The following is a 19,791-nucleotide window of genomic DNA, read 5'->3' as shown; positions in this document are numbered from 1 at the left end:
TACCCGACTCGCGTTAGGCGTCGATCTGCGTCTGCGTCGACTTGTAGATACGTACCTTGGTACCGTCTTCCTTAACTTGGAAGCCGACGCGATCCGCCTTACCGGTCTCCGAATTGAAGATGGCTACGTTGGACGCGTGAATCGGAGCCTCACGCTCGACGATACCGCCCTGATTTCCCGCCATGGGATTTGGCTTGGTGTGACGTTTAATCATGTTCACACCGGACACCACGAAGCGGTTTTCTAGTACCCGCTTAACGGTGCCACGCTTGCCTTTATCCTTCCCGGCGATGACGATGACTTCATCGTCACGTTTGATCTTTTGCATATCCGCCTCGCTCCTTACAGCACTTCAGGCGCTAGGGAAATGATCTTCATGAACTTCTCATTACGAAGTTCACGAGTTACCGGCCCGAAGATACGCGTGCCGATCGGCTGTTCGTTGGTGTTATTCAACAAAACTGCCGCATTTCCATCGAAACGGATCAGCGAACCGTCACTACGACGGACGCCACTACGGGTGCGAACGACTACCGCTTTCAGCACTTGGCCTTTTTTGACCTTACCGCGCGGAATCGCTTCCTTCACCGTTACCTTAATGACGTCACCAACGCGAGCGTAGCGACGGTGTGAACCGCCTAACACCTTGATGCATTGCACCCGGCGCGCTCCGCTGTTGTCGGCGACATCCAGCATTGTCTGAGTCTGAATCATCGGTTTTCTCCAAACCTAATCTGACTGCACTGATCGGCAGACTTTAGGTATTAACCCTTAGCCTGCTCAACCACCTCGACCAGCGTCCAAGCTTTCTTCTTGGAAAGCGGACGGCACTCCTGAATGGAAACCGTATCGCCTGCCTTAGCCTGGTTCGCCTCATCATGGGCGTGCAGCTTGGTGGAGCGCTTGACGTATTTTCCGTAGATCGGGTGACGCTCACGACGCTCGATCATTACGACGATGGATTTATCCATCTTATCGCTCACCACCTTGCCGGTGAGCGTACGTGTTTTTTTCTCTTCGGCCATCTTATTCACCTGCCTTCTCGTTGAGCATAGTCTTCACACGGGCGATATCCCGGCGGACCTGCTTGAGCAGATGAGTCTGGCTCAGTTGGCCAGTGGCCTTCTGCATGCGCAGGTTAAACTGCTCGCGGAGTAGCTCGAGGAGTTGCTCTTGCAGCTCTCCTACGGACTTTTCACGAATTTCCTGGGCTTTCATCACATCACCGTCCGTTTCGCAAAGGTGGTGGACAAGGGCATCTTCTGTGCGGCCAATTCAAATGCTTCACGGGCCAGCTCTTCGGATACACCTTCAATTTCGTACAGGACCCGACCCGGTTGGATCTGGGCTACCCAGTACTCAACGGAACCTTTACCTTTACCCATACGAACTTCGAGCGGCTTCTTGGAGATCGGCTTATCAGGGAAGACGCGGATCCAAATTTTACCGCCACGTTTAACGTGACGTGTGATCGCACGACGGCCTGCTTCGATCTGGCGCGCAGTGATGCGGCCACGACCAGTTGCTTTGAGACCGTACTCCCCGAAGCTGATCTTGCTTCCGCGATGCGCCAGGCCACGGTTGCGGCCTTTCATCATCTTACGGAATTTCATACGCTTGGGCTGTAACATCGACTCGCTCTCCCCTTACCTGGAACCTTTCTTCTTGGGCGCGTTGCCGGCAGGCTGTTGCTTAGCCTTGGCACGTACTTCCTCGATACCACCGAGGATTTCGCCCTTGAAGATCCACACTTTGACGCCGATGACGCCGTAGGTGGTGTGAGCTTCGTAAGTGGCGTAGTCGATATCCGCACGCAACGTGTGCAACGGAACGCGACCTTCGCGGTACCATTCGGTACGTGCGATTTCGGCACCACCCAGACGACCTGACAGCTGAATCTTAATGCCGCCAGCGCCAAGACGCATTGCGTTCTGTACCGCGCGCTTCATAGCACGACGGAACATGACGCGACGCTCAAGCTGACCCGCTACGTTAGCAGCGACTAGCTTGGCATCCAGCTCCGGCTTGCGAACTTCTTCGATGTTCACATGAACCGGAACACCCATCATCTCGGTCAGATCGCGACGCAAACGGTCGACATCTTCACCTTTTTTGCCAATCACGATACCCGGACGGGCAGTGTGAATGGTGATGCGGGCATTGTTAGCCGGACGCTCGATGTGAATGCGGCTTACGGAAGCGTTCTTTAAACGCTGATCCAGAAAGCTGCGCACTTCGAGATCGTTATTGAGCTTATCGGCATAGGCGCCGCGCTCGGCATACCAGACAGAAGCATGGTCTTTGACGATGCCCAGTCGAATGCCTGTTGGATTGACTTTCTGACCCATCTGGTCGACTCCTACTTCTCGGCTACCTTGACGGTGATGTGGCAGGTGCGCTTCAAGATACGATCCGCACGGCCTTTGGCGCGCGGCTTGATACGCTTGAGCGTCATGCCCTCATCGACGCAGATGGTCGAGACACGCAGCTCGTCGATGTCCATGCCGTTATTTTCTTCCGCATTCGCGATGGCGGACTGAAGCACTTTCTTGACCAGTTTGGCAGCCTTCTTCGGTGAGAAGGTCAGCAGGTCAATAGCTTCGGCGACCGGTTTACCGCGCACCTGGTCAGCCACCAAACGGGCCTTCTGTGCGGATAAAGCAGCGCCACTCAGCTTAGCTGTGACTTCCATCTCTTAATCCTCTCTGGCTTACCGTTTGGCTTTCTTGTCCGCCGCATGCCCGCGATATGTGCGAGTAGCAGCGAATTCGCCAAGTTTATGACCCACCATTTCCTCGGAGACGTGCACCGGGACATGCTGGCGTCCGTTATGGACCGCAATAGTCAGACCTACCATGTTGGGCAGGATCATCGAACGACGCGACCAAGTCTTGATTGGTTTGCGATCGTTCTTCTCCACTGCAGCCTCTACCTTCTTCAAAAGATGAAGGTCAATGAAGGGACCTTTCTTTAGTGAACGTGGCACAGCCGTTACCTCTTAAGTTCTTGGCAATTTCGATTAACGCGTCTTGTTACGACGACGGATAATCAGCTTGTCGGTGCGCTTGTTCTTACGCGTCTTGTGACCCTTAGTCGGCACACCCCATGGGGATACCGGGTGACGACCACCACTGGTGCGGCCTTCACCACCACCGTGCGGGTGATCCACCGGGTTCATCGCGACACCGCGAACAGTCGGACGCACGCCTCTCCAGCGCTTCGCACCGGCCTTGCCAAGTTGACGCAGGCTGTGCTCGGAGTTGCTCACTTCACCCAGAGTTGCGCGGCACTCAGCCAGCACTTTACGCATTTCGCCAGAGCGAAGACGTAAGGTGGCGTAGTTACCTTCACGAGCAACTAGCTGAGCGCTAGTACCGGCACTGCGAGCAATCTGCGCGCCTTTACCCGGCTTCAGTTCGATACCGTGAACGGTAGAACCAAGCGGAATATTGCGCAGCGGCAAAGCATTGCCTTTTTTGATGGGCGCGTTAACACCAGATTCCAGCACGTCACCCGCGCTGACACCTTTCGGTGCAATGATGTAACGACGCTCACCATCTGCATATTTCAATAGTGCAATATGCGCACTACGGTTCGGGTCGTGCTCCAGACGCTCAACAGTGGCAGGAATGCCATCTTTGGTGCGCTTGAAGTCGATCAACCGATAGTGCTGACGGTGACCACCGCCCACGTGGCGGGTGGTGATGCGACCGTAGTTGTTACGGCCACCGGACTTGGACTGTTTCTCCAAAAGCGGTGCATAAGCACGGCCTTTGTACAGTTCCTCACCAACGATCTTAACGACGTGGCGACGACCGGCGGGTGTGGGGTTGGTCTTGACGATTGCCATTATCCGTACTCCTGCCCTTATTCGGCGCCAGAGAAGTCTTCGAGCGTTTCACCCGCAGCCAGGGTCACATACGCTTTGCGGTAACCCTTACGCAGGCCAACGCCGTGAGCAGTACGCTTAGTTTTACCCTTCACGTTCAATACTTGAACGCTGCCGACCTTCTTGCCGAATAGTGCTTCAACGGCTTTCTTGATCTCGGGCTTAGTAGCATCAGATGCCACTTTGAAAACGTACTGGTTGCGCTCGGCTGCCATCGCGGCCTTTTCGGTCACGTGCGGTCCAAGCAGAACCTTAAATACGCGCTCCTGGTTCATGCCAGCTTCTCCTCGAATTTACGCAGGGCGGAGACGGTGACCAGAACCTTATCAAAGGCCACTAGGCTCACCGGATCAGCTGCAGCGACATCCACCACGTCAACGTGGGGAAGGTTGCGTGCGGCCAGATAGAGCTTCTCGTCAATTTCTTCAGTGACGATCAACACTTTCTCAAGGTTGAGCTCTTTCAGCTTGGCAGCTACCTGCTTGGTCTTCGGCGCTTCAACGCTGAACTCTTCAACAGCGATAAGACGCTCTTGACGTACGAGTTCAGACAGGATGGAACGCATCGCCGCACGGTACATTTTGCGGTTTACTTTCTGGCTATGGTCCTGAGGACGCGCCGCGAAAGTTACGCCGCCGCTGCGCCATAGCGGAGAGCGGATAGTACCGGCACGTGCACGACCGGTACCCTTCTGACGCCACGGCTTCTTACCACCACCACGTACGTCGGAACGGTTCTTTTGAGCGCGAGTACCTTGACGGCCACCAGCCAAATAGGCGGTTACCACCTGGTGAACCAGCGCTTCGTTGAATTCTTTGCCAAAAGTGGCATCGGCTACTTCAACGGTACCCGTGCCTGCAGCAAGATTCAGATTCATTGGTAATTATCCCCTTCAGCGAGCTTTCACGGCGCTGCGAACGATAACATCGCTACCGGTCGCGCCCGGAACAGCACCTTTGATCAGCAGCAGGTTACGCTCGGCGTCGACACGGACGATTTCAAGGCTCTGTACGGTGCAACGGGCATTACCCATTTGACCGGCCATTTTCTTGCCTTTAAATACGCGACCCGGAGTCTGACACATGCCGATAGAACCCGGCGCGCGGTGCGACAGGGAGTTACCATGCGTGTTGTCTTGGGTACGGAAATTCCAGCGCTTAACAGCACCCTGGAAGCCTTTACCCTTAGAGGTGCCGGTCACGTCAATCATTTGACCAGCTTCGAAGAGGGATACGGTGAGTTCGCCACCCACTTCTGGAGATTCTTCGCCTTCTGCAAGACGAAACTCCATTAGTGAACGACCAGCCTCAACACCCGCCTTGGCAAACTGACCAGCTTGCGCTTTGGTGAGGTGCTTGGCTTTACGAGAACCTGTGGTGACCTGAACCGCTGCGTAACCGTCAGACTCAAGAGTCTTAACGCGCGTTACACGGTTAGGATCAACTTCAATAACGGTCACGGGCACGGAAGCGCCATCTTCGGTAAAGACACGGGTCATCCCGGCCTTTTTACCGACTAAACCGATAGTCATACTCAGTCTCCTATAGTGTACGGGGCTATCACCCGCTATGGCTGCCCTTTCCAGAGCATTCCACTAGCACATTGTGTGGCGCCTCACGGCGCGGCGGCTGCTGCTCATCCTAAAAAATTAATGAGCGCTGGGCCGCGAAGTGTCTAGTGTAATTAGTCGAGCTTGATTTGCACGTCTACGCCAGCGGCGAGATCGAGCTTCATCAGCGCATCAACAGTTTTCTCGGTTGGCTCAACAATATCGAGCACACGCTTGTGCGTACGAATCTCATACTGGTCACGCGCATCTTTGTTGACGTGCGGTGAAATCAGAATGGTGTAACGCTCGCGGTTGGTCGGCAGCGGGATCGGACCACGAACCTGAGCACCAGTACGCTTAGCGGTTTCAACGATCTCCGCTGTGGACTGATCGATCAGGCGATGGTCGAACGCTTTCAACCGAATGCGAATCTTTTGGTTCTGCATTTGCCCTAAACTCCAATGGATGTCGACGGCGCGAGCCGTCTACCCACGCATTCAAAGGATGCGCATTATAGGCACGCCAAAAGCCCATGTCAAACATTTGCTATTGGTGCGCAGAAAAGGGGGCTCGCGAGAGCCCCCTTGATCAATCAATCAAGTAAGCTTACTTGATGATTTTTGCAACAACGCCAGCACCAACGGTACGACCACCTTCGCGAATTGCGAAGCGCAGACCGTCGTCCATAGCGATCGGAGCGATCAGGGTAACAACCATTTTCACGTTGTCGCCCGGCATTACCATTTCAACGCCTTCCGGCAGTTCACAAGTACCAGTTACATCAGTGGTACGGAAGTAGAACTGGGGACGGTAGCCCTTGAAGAAAGGCGTGTGACGACCACCTTCTTCTTTGGACAGCACGTAAACTTCAGCTTCGAAGGTAGTGTGCGGATTGATGGTGCCCGGCTTAGCCAGAACCTGGCCACGCTCGACGTCATCACGCTTAGTACCACGCAGCAGGGCGCCAACGTTCTCACCTGCACGACCTTCGTCGAGCAGCTTACGGAACATTTCAACACCGGTGACGATGGTTTTAGTGGTGTCGCGGATACCCACGATTTCCACTTCTTCGCCCGCTTTAACGATACCGCGCTCTACACGACCGGTAACAACAGTACCGCGGCCAGAGATAGAGAATACGTCTTCGATCGGCATCAGGAACGGCTGGGCGATAGCACGCTCCGGCTCAGGAATGTACTCATCCAGAGCTTTGATCAGATTTGCAACGGCGGGAGTACCCATGCCGTTCTCATCTTCACCGTTCAGCGCCATCAGCGCAGAACCAGTGATGATCGGCGTGTCATCGCCCGGGAAGTCGTACTCGTCGAGGAGTTCGCGAACTTCCATCTCAACTAGCTCAAGTAGCTCTTCGTCATCGACCATGTCCGCTTTGTTCAGGAACACAACGATGTACGGAACGCCAACCTGACGAGACAGCAGGATGTGCTCACGCGTCTGCGGCATCGGGCCGTCAGCGGCAGAACATACCAGGATCGCGCCATCCATCTGCGCAGCACCGGTGATCATGTTCTTGACGTAGTCAGCGTGTCCTGGGCAGTCAACGTGCGCGTAGTGGCGCTCTTCAGACTGATACTCAACGTGAGACGTAGCGATGGTGATACCGCGCTCACGCTCTTCAGGAGCGTTATCGATGGTATCAAACTCACGCCAGTCACCGCCGAAAACCTCAGCAGACACGCGGGTCAGGGCCGCTGTCAGAGTCGTTTTACCGTGGTCGACGTGACCGATGGTGCCGACGTTGACGTGCGGTTTGGAACGTTCAAATTTTTCCTTAGCCACTGCTATAACCTCTTTACGTTAGCTAACGGTTAACCGTTTTGATTGATGACGGCTTCAACGACGCTGGAGGGCGCCTCCTCGTACTTCGCGAACTCCATAGAGTAGCTCCCGCGGCCCTGGGGTTGTGAGCGCAGATCGGTTGCGTAACCGAACATCTCACCCAGTGGCACCGTTGCACGAATGACTTTACCAGAAGAGGAGTCATCCATGCCCTGCACCAGACCGCGACGACGGCTCAGGTCGCCCATGACGTCACCCATAAACTCTTCGGGGGTCACGATTTCGACCTTCATCACCGGCTCCAGCAGCACGGCCTTGGCCTTCCTGGCACCTTCTTTCACTGCCATAGAAGAAGCAATCTTGAACGCAGTCTCGTTAGAGTCCACGTCATGGAAGGAACCATCAAACAGCGTTACTTTAACGTCGATCATCGGGTAACCCGCGATGACACCGTTTTTGAGCTGTTCGTAGGCACCCTTCTCAACCGCAGGCACGTATTCCTTGGGAACCGCACCACCCACGATTTCAGAGTTGAATTTGAAGAAAATTTCTTCTTCGCCTTCACCCTTTTCTGCAGCAGTCAGCGGCTCAATACGCAGCCAAACGTGACCATACTGACCACGACCACCTGACTGACGCACGAACTTGCCTTCTTGCTCAATGTTGCCACGAATGGTTTCGCGATAGGCAACCTGAGGCTTACCGATATTGGCTTTAACCTTGAACTCGCGACGCATACGGTCAACAAGGATATCGAGGTGCAGCTCACCCATACCAGAAATGATCGTCTGGCCGGTTTCTTCGTCGGTTTTCACTTGGAAAGAGGGATCTTCCTGGGCCAGTTTACCCAGAGCAACACCCATCTTTTCCTGATCAGCCTTCGACTTCGGCTCAACGGCTAACGAGATAACCGGATCCGGGAACTCCATGCGCTCGAGAACAATTTTGTTATCGATGTCGCACAGGGTGTCACCCGTAGTGACGTCTTTCAGGCCGATACACGCTGCGATGTCCCCAGCCAATACTTCTTTGATCTCTTCACGCGAATTGGCATGCATCTGAACGATACGACCAACACGCTCTTTCTTCTGCTTAACGGAGTTATAAACACCGTCACCAGACTTCAGAACGCCCGAGTAGACGCGGATAAAGGTCAAAGTACCAACGAAGGGGTCGGTAGCGATTTTAAACGCCAACGCCGCAAACGGTGCACTGTCATCCGCTTCGCGCGTATCGACGGTACCGTCTTTATCGTCTAGCTCACCTTCGATCGCCTTAACTTCAGTCGGCGAAGGCATGTATTCGATAACGCCGTCAAGCACTGCCTGAACACCTTTGTTCTTAAATGCAGAACCACAGGTCACCAGAACAATGTCGTTGGCTAACGTACGCGCACGAAGACCAGCCTTGATCTCTTCAATCGACAGCTCGCCGCCTTCCAAGTACTTATCCATCAGCTCTTCAGAGCCTTCGGCAGCGGCTTTAACCATTTGCTCGCGATACGTTTCGGCAGTCTCTTGCAGCTCAGCCGGAATATCAACAAGCTCGTAATTCATACCCAGGCTTTCCTCGTCCCACAGGATAGCCTTCATCTGAATCAGGTCGATAACGCCTTTGAAATCTTCCTCTGTGCCCCAGTTGATCTGGATCGGCACAGCATTAGCTCCTAAGCGCTCTTTAAGCTGGTCAACGACCATAAAGAAGTCAGCGCCAGTACGGTCCATCTTATTGACGAAAACCATACGCGGAACTTCGTACTTATTAGCCTGACGCCAGACGGTTTCGGTCTGCGGCTGAACGCCGGAAGAACCACACAGTACAACGACAGCACCATCCAGAACACGCAGAGAACGTTCAACTTCGATAGTGAAGTCAACGTGCCCAGGCGTATCAATGATATTGATACGGTGCTCAGGAAACTGCTTGTCCATACCCTGCCAGAAACAGGTAGTTGCAGCTGAGGTGATAGTAATCCCACGCTCCTGCTCCTGCTCCATCCAGTCCATGGTCGCCGCACCGTCGTGTACTTCACCCACTTTATGGGAAAGACCGGTGTAGAACAGTACGCGTTCAGTTGTCGTGGTTTTACCCGCGTCAACGTGAGCGACGATACCGATATTGCGATAACGATTAAGTGGAGTCTTGCGTGCCACGGTGAAGCTCCCGTTAGTTGGCGATGCTCGTTAATTCAGCAGTGTTCATTTTGCGTATGCCACTGCCGCCATCGACAACGATAGCGGCGGCGTGTTGCAGCATGGCGAAAAAATTCTTTAACGCAGCACAACCAGCAAAAAGAAACACAAACTTAGAAACGCCGAGTTTAGAAACGATAGTGAGAGAAGGCCTTGTTGGCTTCTGCCATACGGTGCACATCTTCACGCTTCTTACCAGCCGAGCCTTTGCCTTCAGCGGCATCCAGCATTTCACCTGCCAGGCGCTGAACCATCGTTTTCTCACCGCGGCGACGCGCAGCGTCTACCAACCAGCGCATTGCTAGGGCTTGGCGACGCGAAGGACGAACTTCGACCGGCACCTGATAGGTCGCACCACCAACGCGGCGCGACTTTACTTCGACCATCGGCTGGATAGTTTCCAGCGCTTTGTCGAAGATTTCCAGCGGCTCTTCATTACTACGCTCGGCAACCTTGTCCAACGCACCGTAGACGATGCGCTCAGCTATGGACTTCTTGCCGCTGACCATCAAGTGGTTCATGAACTTCGCCAGACGCTCACTTCCGAACTTAGGATCCGGCAGGATTTCGCGTTTAGCTACAACTCTTCTTCTAGGCATGATAAGCCCTCAATTAAGGATCCTTCAGGTAAACCCGGGACCAATTGCGCTAGTAGCGCCGCCCGACCTTACTCTTATCAGACCGTCATATTCGTATTAAGGTAACAACGCAAGCGCCTTAAGACGCTGCAACAAGACGCCTTAGGACTTCGGACGCTTGGTACCGTACTTAGAACGACCCTGCTTACGGTTCTGTACGCCAGAGGTGTCAAGGGCGCCACGAACGGTGTGATAACGCACACCTGGCAAATCCTTTACACGACCGCCGCGAATCAGAACAACAGAGTGCTCTTGCAGGTTGTGCCCTTCCCCACCGATGTAAGAAGACACTTCGAAGCCGTTGGTAAGGCGCACACGGCAAACCTTACGCAGGGCCGAGTTCGGCTTCTTAGGGGTAGTAGTATAAACGCGCGTACAAACGCCGCGCTTTTGCGGGCATGCCTGAAGCGCAGGTACGTCACTCTTAGTGACGGGGCGCTTGCGCGGCTTGCGCACTAGCTGATTAATCGTTGCCATGGTGTTTAGCTGACTCCAATGGTTGCCTGGCCTTTTAACAAATACGTGCAGCGGATGCGGGCGCACCCACCCCACTGTTAAAGGCTGCGCATTCTAAAGGCTGACCCTAGGTGACGTCAAGTCTTGCTGGCGGTTTAACCAGCAAGACGGCGTCATAAGGGCCAGCGACTCGTTGTTACTCGTTTTCCCTTACCGTTGATTACAGCTCGTCGTCTGAATCAAGGGCGGTTAACTGAGCACCAAGCTCCTGCTCAACTTCAGTAGCTGATGGGTTGAACAGACGCTCAACGTCTTCGCGCTTGCGACGACGCTCTGCGTGGTGAGTCAGACCGGTACCTGCCGGAATCAGACGCCCAACCACCACGTTTTCTTTCAGGCCGCGCAGATAATCGCGCTTGCCGGTTACCGCTGCTTCGGTCAATACGCGTGTCGTTTCCTGGAACGACGCCGCTGAAATGAACGATTCAGTTGCCAAGCTGGCCTTAGTAATACCCAACAGCAAGCGTTGGTACTTGGCTGGGAATTTGTCTTCTTTCTCAAGTCGCGCATTTTGCTCAAGTACGCGCACAAGCTCTGCTTGATCACCGGTGATAAAGTCAGAGTCACCAGAATCTGTGATCTCTACCTTACGCAGCATCTGACGCACAATAACTTCGATGTGCTTATCGTTGATGCCTACACCCTGCAGACGATAAACGTCTTGAACTTCGGCGGTAATGTATTTGGCCAGTTCCGCCACGCCCAATAAGCGCAGGATATCGTGGGGATTGCTCGGACCATCCGAAATCACTTCGCCCTTCTCGACCTTTTCGCCTTCGAAGACAGCGATTTGGCGCCATTTCGGGATCAGCGCTTCAAACGGGTCGCCAGATTCTGGAGTAATCGTCAAACGACGCTTACCCTTGGTCTCTTTACCAAAGCTGATGACACCACTGATTTCGGCCAAGATCGCAGACTCTTTCGGCTTACGCGCTTCAAACAAGTCAGCAACCCGTGGCAGACCACCGGTAATATCTTTGTTACCAGATGCTTCTACCGGGATACGCGCGACGACTTCACCCACGCCAATGGTAGAACCATCATCGACGGAGATAATAGAGTTGCCTGGCAACAGGTACTGTACCGGTGTATTCGAGCCAGACACCGAAACATACTCACCAGCCGCATCTTGCAACATCACCATCGGGCGCTTGTCGCGACCGGCCATCGGACGGGCAGCCGACTCGATAACTTCAATAGACGATAGGCCAGTCATCTCGTCGACACTGCGGTGCATGGTGACACCTTCGTCGAGATCAATAAACTGCGCCTTACCCTCTACTTCGGCAATGATCGGATGAGTGTGCGGATCCCACTTCGCGACAACCGCCCCCCCATCAACCACATCACCGTCACGAACCGACAGTTCTGCACCGTAAGGTAGCTTGTAGTACTCACGCTCACGACCGTGGTCATCAGCGACCGCAAGTGCACTGGAACGAGAAACAACGACCAGCTTACCGTCAGCACGCTCTACGTGCTTGATGTTGTGTAGACGTACCTTACCGCCATGCTTAACCTGAACGCTGTCTACTGCTGATGAACGCGACGCCGCACCACCAATGTGGAACGTACGCATGGTTAGCTGGGTACCCGGCTCACCGATGGACTGCGCGGCGATAACGCCAACAGACTCACCAATATTCACCTGATGACCACGCGCCAAGTCACGGCCGTAACAGGATGCACACACACCGTGTGGCGTGTCACAGGTAATGGTAGAGCGAACAATAATTTCGTCGACACCCATGGTATCTAGCGATGCACACCATTTCTCATCAAGCAACGTGCCGCGAGCGATAAGCACTTCATCGGTGCTCGGATCGATAACATCAATTGCGACCACGCGACCGAGTACACGCTGAGACAGCGGTACAATGATGTCACCGCCTTCGATGATCGGGTGCAGCGTCAGACCTTTATCGGTGCCGCAATCGGTCTCGGTGATGACCAAGTCCTGAGCAACATCCACCAAACGGCGGGTCAGGTAACCGGAGTTGGCTGTTTTCAGGGCCGTATCCGCAAGACCTTTACGTGCACCGTGGGTCGAGATGAAGTACTGCAGTACGTTCAAACCTTCCCGGAAGTTGGCGACGATCGGCGTTTCAATAATCGAGCCATCCGGCTTGGCCATCAGACCACGCATACCCGCCAACTGACGGATCTGGGCGGCAGAACCACGCGCACCAGAGTCAGCCATGATGAAGACGCTGTTGAACGAGTCTTGCTCAACTTCGTTACCTTCACGGTCGATGACGGTCTCTTTAGAGATACCCACCATCATCGCCTTAGCGACTTTATCGTTGGCCTTTGACCAGATATCGATAACCTTGTTGTACTTCTCGCCGGCAGTTACCAGGCCAGAAGAGAACTGGTCTTCGATCTCTTTAACTTCTGCTTCTGCAGCGTCGACAATCTCAGTTTTCGCATCAGGGATAACGAAGTCGTTAACACCGATAGAAGCGCCCGACCACGTTGCCAAACGGAAACCGGTGTACATCAGTTGGTCAGCAAAGATAACCGTCGGCTTCAAGCCCGCACGACGGTATACCTCGTTGATCAAGCTGGAGATCGCTTTCTTCTTCATCGGCTGATCAATCAGCGAGAACGGCACGCCTTCCGGCAAAATGCGGAACAGCAGCGCACGACCAACCGTCGTGTCGTAGATGCGACGGTGGAAACTACGCACACCGGTCTCTTCTTCGACATCTACTTCGTCCAAACGAACTTTTACGCGGGCGTGCAGCGATACCGACTGAGTTCCAAACGCGCGCTCTACCTCATTAAGGTCAGAGAACACCATGCCTTCGCCTTTGGCGTTGATCTTTTCGCGGGTCATGTAATACAGACCCAGAACAACGTCTTGCGAGGGTACGATAATCGGCTCGCCGTTGGCTGGCGACAGCACGTTGTTGGTGGCCATCATCAGCGCGCGCGCTTCAAGCTGGGCTTCCAGGGTCAGCGGTACGTGTACCGCCATCTGGTCACCGTCGAAGTCGGCGTTGTAGGCGGCACAGACCAACGGGTGCAGCTGGATCGCTTTACCTTCGATCAACAGCGGCTCAAACGCTTGGATACCAAGGCGGTGGAGCGTCGGCGCACGGTTAAGCAGTACCGGGTGTTCACGGATAACATCGGCAAGGATGTCCCACACCTCAGGCAATTCGCGCTCAACCATCTTCTTGGCAGCTTTAATCGTTGAGGCGTAGCCCAGTGACTGTAGCTTGGAGTAGATAAACGGCTTGAACAGCTCAAGCGCCATTTTCTTCGGCAGACCACACTGGTGCAGACGCAGGGGCGGACCAACGGTGATAACCGAACGGCCTGAGTAATCAACGCGCTTACCTAGCAAGTTCTGACGGAAACGACCTTGCTTACCCTTGATCATATCGGCAAGGGATTTCAGAGGACGCTTGTTAGAGCCTGTAATTGCACGGCCACGACGACCATTATCTAACAACGCATCAACCGCTTCTTGCAGCATACGCTTCTCGTTGCGCACGATAATATCCGGCGCATTGAGATCCAGCAGACGCTTCAGGCGGTTGTTACGGTTAATGACGCGACGATAAAGGTCGTTTAGATCTGAGGTCGCGAAGCGGCCGCCGTCCAGCGGCACCAGCGGACGAAGATCCGGCGGCAGCACGGGCAGCACTTCCATAACCATCCACGCCGGCGCATTGCCGGAGTGATAGAAGGCTTCGAGCAGCTTCAAGCGTTTAGAAAGCTTCTTAATCTTGGTTTCAGAGTTGGTCTGCGGAATTTCTTCACGCAGATGATTAATTTCTTCTTCCAGATCGATGTCTTTCAGCAGCTCTTGAACGGCTTCGGCACCCATGCGGGCATCGAAGTCATCGCCGAACTCTTCTAGCGCTTCAAAGTACTGCTCATCGTTGAGTAACTGACCACGCTCAAGCGTGGTCATGCCGGGATCGATAACGACAAAGCTTTCGAAGTACAGCACGCGTTCGATATCACGCAGGGTCATATCGAGGAACATGCCGATACGCGACGGCAGCGACTTCAAAAACCAAATGTGAGCAACCGGCGACGCCAGCTCGATATGGCCCATGCGCTCACGGCGCACGGCAGCCTTGGTGACTTCAACGCCACACTTCTCACAAATGATGCCGCGGTGCTTCATGCGCTTATACTTGCCGCACAAGCACTCATAGTCTTTGACCGGGCCAAAAATCTTGGCGCAGAACAGACCATCCCGCTCCGGCTTAAAGGTGCGGTAGTTGATGGTCTCAGGCTTCTTCACCTCGCCGAACGACCAGGAGCGAATCATGTCCGGCGACGCCAGGGTAATCTTGATCGCGTCAAACTCTTCGGACTGAGATTGCGATTTGAGTACTTTCACCAAATCTTTCATGGGACGGCTCCTAGCTCTCTAACTCGATATCGATGCCCAGCGAGCGGATTTCCTTCACGAGTACGTTGAAGGATTCCGGCATGCCTGCCTGCATGGTGTGGTCGCCATCCACGATGTTTTTATACATCTTGGTGCGGCCTTCGACGTCATCCGACTTGACGGTGAGCATCTCTTGCAGCGTATACGCGGCACCGTAAGCTTCCAGCGCCCACACTTCCATCTCACCAAAGCGCTGACCACCGAACTGCGCCTTACCACCCAGCGGCTGCTGAGTCACTAGCGAGTAAGAGCCGGTAGAACGCGCGTGCATCTTGTCGTCTACCAGGTGGTTCAGCTTGAGCATGTACATGTAGCCAACGGTCACCGAGCGGTCAAACGCATCACCAGTACGACCATCGTACAGGGTCATTTGGCCAGACTCAGGAATGTCAGCAAGCTTCAGCAGATGCTTGATCTCATGCTCTTTAGCACCGTCAAACACCGGCGTCGCCATAGGTACACCGCCTTTGAGGTTTTTCGCTAGCGCAATGATTTCTTCATCGCTTAACGAATCGATATCCTCAACACGGGTTCCTGGCGTGTTGTATATTTGGCCTAGGAAGTCACGGATTTCAGCAACTTGCTGACCACGGGCATCACGAAGCATGGCGTCGATCTTGACACCCAAACCGCGGCCAGCCATACCCAAGTGGGTTTCCAGGATCTGACCAACGTTCATCCGCGAAGGTACGCCCAACGGGTTTAGCACCACATCAACCGGCTCGCCTTTCTCATCGAACGGCATATCTTCGATGGGCATGATCGCCGAGATAACACCTTTGTTACCGTGACGGCCTGCCATCTTGTCGCCAGGCTGAATGCGACGTTTAACCGCCATGTAAACCTTGACGATTTTAAGCACGCCCGGTGCGAGATCATCGCCCTGGGTCAGCTTGCGCTTCTTGTCTTCAAAGCGCTCGTCCATCTCTTTACGACGGTTTTCAAGCTGCTCATCGGCCTGGGCTAACAGTTCGTTGTATGCCTCATCCTGCATGCGCAGTTTGAACCACTGCTGACGCGGTAACTCGTCGAGGTAAGCCTCGTCCAGTACATCGCCCTTCTTGAGGTTCGGCCCACCGTTAACTTCTTGGCCTTCCAAGGTACGCTTTAGGCGCTCAAAGGTAGCGTCTTCAGCAATACGATAAGTTTCCTGAAGATCTTTACGCACCTCGTCCAACTGCATCCGCTCGATGGCAAGCGCACGAGTGTCTTTTTCAACGCCGTCACGGGTAAATACCTGGACGTCGATGACGGTACCTTTCATACCGGTCGGCGCACGCAGCGAGGTATCTTTAACGTCAGAAGCTTTTTCACCGAAGATAGCGCGTAGCAGCTTCTCTTCCGGCGTCAGCTGGGTTTCACCCTTGGGTGTTACCTTACCGACCAAGATATCGCCAGGGCCAACTTCGGCACCGATGTAAACAACACCTGCTTCGTCCAGCTTACCTAGCGCAGACTCGCCAACGTTGGGGATATCGGCAGTGATCTCTTCCGGCCCTAACTTGGTATCGCGAGAGACACAGGTCAGTTCCTGAATATGAATCGTGGTAAAGCGGTCTTCTTGTACCACCCGCTCAGACAGCAGGATGGAGTCCTCGAAGTTGTAACCATTCCAGGGCATGAACGCGATGCGCATGTTCTGGCCCAGCGCCAGATCACCCATATCAACAGACGGGCCGTCGGCAAGAATATCGCCACGGGCTACGTTGTCACCAGGCCGCACGATAGGACGCTGGTTCATACAGGTGTTCTGGTTTGAACGGGTATACTTGGTCAGATTGTAGATATCAACCCCGGCTTCGCCGCCGATGATCTCATCTTCATTCACCCGCACCACAACACGACGCGCGTCAACAGAATCGATTACGCCACCACGATGTGCAACGGCACAAACGCCGGAGTCACGCGCAACGAATCGCTCCATACCGGTACCAACGAGCGGTTTGTCAGCACGCAAAGTTGGCACGGCCTGACGCTGCATGTTCGCACCCATCAAGGCGCGGTTAGCATCATCGTGCTCTAGGAACGGAATCAATGCAGCCGCTACCGAAACAACCTGACGCGGCGACACATCCATTAGCGTGACCTGCTCAGGGCGCATAAACGTGGTTTCACCACGGTGACGCACCTGAACCAAGTCATCGCTCAGTTTGTTGGTCTCATCCACCGCGGCAGATGCCTGGGCGATAACGAAATCGCCCTCTTCGATCGCTGACAGGTGAACGATATCGTCAGTTACCTGACCGGCGTTGACCTTACGATATGGCGTTTCGAGGAAGCCATAGCTGTTGGTATGGCTATAGGTCGCCAGAGAGTTGATCAGACCGATGTTCGGACCTTCCGGCGTTTCGATCGGACACAGACGTCCGTAGTGCGTGGCGTGTACGTCACGCACTTCGAAGCCGGCACGCTCACGGGTCAACCCACCTGGGCCGAGTGCAGACACACGACGCTTGTGGGTAACCTCGGAAAGCGGGTTATTCTGGTCCATGAACTGGGACAGCTGGCTAGAACCGAAGAACTCTTTCACCGCTGCCGCTACCGGCTTAGCGTTGATCAAATCTTGCGGCATCAGGCCTTCGCTTTCCGCCATGGAAAGACGCTCTTTCACCGCGCGCTCTACGCGCACCAAGCCAACGCGGAACTGGTTTTCAGCCATTTCGCCAACACAACGAATACGGCGGTTACCCAAGTGATCGATATCGTCAACGTCACCGAAGCCGTTACGGATGTTGATCAGCTCACGCAGAACATCGAGGATGTCTTTACGATCCAGCACGCCAGAGCCCGTGTCGGTATCACGACGCAGACGGCGGTTAAACTTCATACGACCAACGCCAGACAGGTCGTAGCGGTCTTCGCTGAAGAACAGGTTATTAAACAGCGTCTCGGCGGCTTCTTTTGTGGGCGGCTCACCAGGACGCATCATGCGGTAAATTTCGACCAACGCTTCGAGCGCAGAGCCTGTGGCATCCAGCTTCAGCGTATCGGAAATGAACGAGCCACAGTCGAGATCGTTCGTGTAGAGCGTCTCAATATGGGTAATGCCACCCTGCGCCATACGCTCAAGTACTTCTGGCGTAATTTCGGTATTACACGGACAGATCAGCTCGCCAGTTTTGGAATCGATCTGATCTTTGGCCAACGTTTTACCAAACAGGTACTCCATCGGCACTTCCAGACGCTCCAGGCCAGCTTTCTCAAGCTGACGGATGTGCTTCTGGGTAATACGACGCCCTTCTTCGACAATGACATTACCTTCGCCATCTTTAATATCGAAGGTAGCGGTTTCACCGCGTAGACGTGAAGGTACCAGCTCCACGAAGAAGCCAGTTTTTTCAATGCTAAACTTGCTGGTTTCGAAAAACTCTTCAAGGATCTCTTCGGTGCTCATTCCCAAGGCACGCATTAATACCGACGCAGGCAGTTTCCGGCGACGGTCAATACGTACGAAGACGTTGTCTTTAGGGTCGAACTCGAAGTCCAGCCAGGAACCACGATAAGGAATCACTCGGGCAGAATAGAGCAGCTTACCAGAGGAGTGACTCTTGCCTTTATCGTGATCGAAGAACACACCGGGCGAACGGTGGAGCTGAGAAACGATAACCCGCTCAGTACCATTGATGACAAAGGTACCATTCTCGGTCATCAGGGGGATTTCCCCCATGTAGACTTCCTGCTCTTTAATATCCTTGATTGCCTTGTTCGAGGAGTCGCGATCATAGATGATCAAGCGAACCTTGACACGCAGCGGGGCGGAATAGGTCACGCCACGCAGCTGACACTCCTTTACATCGAACGCCGGCGTGCCGAAACGGTAGCTGACATACTCCAGCGCCGCATTCCCAGAGAAGCTTTCAATCGGAAACACGGACTTAAACGCCGCGTGCAGACCAATCTCGTGGCGCTCGTCGGGCGAACGATCCTGCTGGAGAAAGTCGTAGTAGGAATCAAGCTGGATGGCCAGCAAGTAAGGCACATCCATCACTTGGGGCAGTTTGCCGAAATCCTTGCGGATGCGTTTTTTCTCAGTATATGAGTAAGCCATCTGTATTCCCCAGCTTGTTCACCATGGGTGACCGATGCGTGGTCATCTGCCCCGCGGGCGTTTCAGACGCAGACAGCAAGCTCCTAAATCGGTAGCTCGCCGTCAAAAATCTTGATAGATAACAGTGTTACAGTAGTGCTGCTAGCGCTTCGCTATCACTCGCGCTTCACAACTTACGCTTCACAACTTACGCTTCACAACAACGGTCTTACTGTTTTGCTGCTTCTTACCGCAGCCTTCCTGCTGTAATGCTGCCGAGCAACATGATACAACAGAAAAAGGCCGGCAGCGGGATAAGCCCGCCGCCAGCCGTGGAAGCTTACGCAGCGCGTAAAGCCGTCAGCACAAGAATTACTTGAGCTCGACGCTTGCGCCCGCTTCTTCCAGCTTGGTCTTAGCTGCTTCAGCGTCTTCTTTAGACATTGCTTCTTTGATGGTAGCCGGCGCGCCATCAACTGCACCTTTGGCTTCTTTCAGGCCAAGACCAGTGATTTCGCGAACTGCTTTGATGACGTTAACTTTCTTGTCACCAGCGGCAGTCAGTACCAGATCAAATTCAGTCTGTTCTTCAGCAGCTGCTTCGCCGCCTGCAGCCGGCCCAGCCATTACGGCTGCTGCTGCAGATACGCCGAACTTCTCTTCCATTGCTTCGATCAGCTCGACAACTTCCATTACGGACATGTCGGCTACAGCATTGATGATATCGTCTTTGGTCAGTGCCATTGTCTCATTCCTAACTTTGCGG

General features: G+C 54.0%; 20 protein-coding genes. All 20 read right to left on the bottom strand.

Annotation, left to right across the window (positions count from 1 at the left end):
• Positions 1-13: 13 nt before the first annotated feature.
• The 20 genes from rplX to rplL all read right to left on the bottom strand — a co-directional run bounded on the left by rplX (position 14) and on the right by rplL (position 19,769).
• Positions 14-328, bottom strand: coding sequence for a 50S ribosomal protein L24 (rplX, locus tag REH51_RS10030; RefSeq protein ID WP_009723895.1), 315 nt, complete (start codon positions 326-328; stop codon positions 14-16).
• A gap of 14 nt (positions 329-342) precedes the next feature.
• Complete coding sequence (gene rplN / locus REH51_RS10025; protein WP_009723896.1) at positions 343-714, bottom strand: 50S ribosomal protein L14; 372 nt, start codon at positions 712-714, stop codon at positions 343-345.
• Positions 715-764: 50 nt separating this feature from the next.
• Positions 765-1,025, bottom strand: a complete 261-nt coding sequence (gene rpsQ, locus REH51_RS10020; RefSeq protein ID WP_009723897.1) for a 30S ribosomal protein S17 — start codon at positions 1,023-1,025, stop codon at positions 765-767.
• A gap of 1 nt (position 1,026) precedes the next feature.
• Positions 1,027-1,218: a 50S ribosomal protein L29 gene (rpmC, locus tag REH51_RS10015; RefSeq protein ID WP_009723898.1), complete on the bottom strand. Its 192-nt coding sequence runs from the start codon at positions 1,216-1,218 to the stop codon at positions 1,027-1,029.
• The gene (gene rplP, locus REH51_RS10010) at positions 1,218-1,631 is read right to left on the bottom strand and encodes a 50S ribosomal protein L16 (protein ID WP_007112000.1); all 414 of its coding nucleotides are present in this window, start codon (positions 1,629-1,631) and stop codon (positions 1,218-1,220) included. The genes rpmC and rplP overlap by 1 nt, the downstream gene beginning before the upstream one ends.
• Before the next feature lie 15 nt (positions 1,632-1,646).
• The gene (gene rpsC, locus REH51_RS10005) at positions 1,647-2,348 is read right to left on the bottom strand and encodes a 30S ribosomal protein S3 (protein WP_009723899.1); all 702 of its coding nucleotides are present in this window, start codon (positions 2,346-2,348) and stop codon (positions 1,647-1,649) included.
• A gap of 11 nt (positions 2,349-2,359) precedes the next feature.
• Complete coding sequence (gene rplV, locus REH51_RS10000; protein WP_009723900.1) at positions 2,360-2,692, bottom strand: 50S ribosomal protein L22; 333 nt, start codon at positions 2,690-2,692, stop codon at positions 2,360-2,362.
• Positions 2,693-2,710: 18 nt separating this feature from the next.
• Positions 2,711-2,986, bottom strand: a complete 276-nt coding sequence (gene rpsS, locus REH51_RS09995) for a 30S ribosomal protein S19 (protein ID WP_009098993.1) — start codon at positions 2,984-2,986, stop codon at positions 2,711-2,713.
• Positions 2,987-3,019: 33 nt separating this feature from the next.
• The gene (rplB, locus tag REH51_RS09990; RefSeq protein ID WP_498935597.1) at positions 3,020-3,850 is read right to left on the bottom strand and encodes a 50S ribosomal protein L2; all 831 of its coding nucleotides are present in this window, start codon (positions 3,848-3,850) and stop codon (positions 3,020-3,022) included.
• Positions 3,851-3,867: 17 nt separating this feature from the next.
• Complete coding sequence (gene rplW / locus REH51_RS09985; RefSeq protein ID WP_009723902.1) at positions 3,868-4,164, bottom strand: 50S ribosomal protein L23; 297 nt, start codon at positions 4,162-4,164, stop codon at positions 3,868-3,870.
• Positions 4,161-4,766: a 50S ribosomal protein L4 gene (gene rplD / locus REH51_RS09980; RefSeq protein WP_009723903.1), complete on the bottom strand. Its 606-nt coding sequence runs from the start codon at positions 4,764-4,766 to the stop codon at positions 4,161-4,163. The genes rplW and rplD overlap by 4 nt, the downstream gene beginning before the upstream one ends.
• Positions 4,767-4,781: 15 nt before the next feature.
• Positions 4,782-5,420 (bottom strand): 50S ribosomal protein L3, encoded by a 639-nt coding sequence (gene rplC / locus REH51_RS09975; RefSeq protein WP_009723904.1) that lies wholly within the window; start codon positions 5,418-5,420, stop codon positions 4,782-4,784.
• A 152-nt stretch (positions 5,421-5,572) separates the two neighbouring features.
• Positions 5,573-5,884, bottom strand: a complete 312-nt coding sequence (gene rpsJ / locus REH51_RS09970) for a 30S ribosomal protein S10 (RefSeq protein ID WP_009098983.1) — start codon at positions 5,882-5,884, stop codon at positions 5,573-5,575.
• Between the two features lie 160 nt (positions 5,885-6,044).
• The gene (tuf, locus tag REH51_RS09965; protein WP_498935595.1) at positions 6,045-7,238 is read right to left on the bottom strand and encodes an elongation factor Tu; all 1,194 of its coding nucleotides are present in this window, start codon (positions 7,236-7,238) and stop codon (positions 6,045-6,047) included.
• A gap of 29 nt (positions 7,239-7,267) precedes the next feature.
• Positions 7,268-9,391, bottom strand: a complete 2,124-nt coding sequence (gene fusA / locus REH51_RS09960) for an elongation factor G (RefSeq protein WP_498935593.1) — start codon at positions 9,389-9,391, stop codon at positions 7,268-7,270.
• 167 nt (positions 9,392-9,558) lie between these two features.
• Positions 9,559-10,029, bottom strand: a complete 471-nt coding sequence (gene rpsG / locus REH51_RS09955) for a 30S ribosomal protein S7 (protein ID WP_498935591.1) — start codon at positions 10,027-10,029, stop codon at positions 9,559-9,561.
• A 141-nt stretch (positions 10,030-10,170) separates the two neighbouring features.
• Complete coding sequence (gene rpsL, locus REH51_RS09950; RefSeq protein WP_009098973.1) at positions 10,171-10,545, bottom strand: 30S ribosomal protein S12; 375 nt, start codon at positions 10,543-10,545, stop codon at positions 10,171-10,173.
• Positions 10,546-10,744: 199 nt separating this feature from the next.
• Positions 10,745-14,959: a DNA-directed RNA polymerase subunit beta' gene (gene rpoC, locus REH51_RS09945; protein ID WP_498935589.1), complete on the bottom strand. Its 4,215-nt coding sequence runs from the start codon at positions 14,957-14,959 to the stop codon at positions 10,745-10,747.
• Between the two features lie 10 nt (positions 14,960-14,969).
• Entirely contained in the window at positions 14,970-19,046 is a 4,077-nt protein-coding gene (gene rpoB / locus REH51_RS09940) for a DNA-directed RNA polymerase subunit beta (RefSeq protein ID WP_498935587.1), read from the bottom strand.
• Between the two features lie 351 nt (positions 19,047-19,397).
• Positions 19,398-19,769, bottom strand: a complete 372-nt coding sequence (gene rplL, locus REH51_RS09935) for a 50S ribosomal protein L7/L12 (protein WP_009723909.1) — start codon at positions 19,767-19,769, stop codon at positions 19,398-19,400.
• Between the last annotated feature and the right edge of the window lie 22 nt (positions 19,770-19,791).

The sequence above is a fragment of the Halomonas bluephagenesis genome (assembly GCF_054790765.1).
Note: the sequence above shows the minus strand (reverse complement) of the source record. Positions and strands in the feature narration are given on the sequence as shown.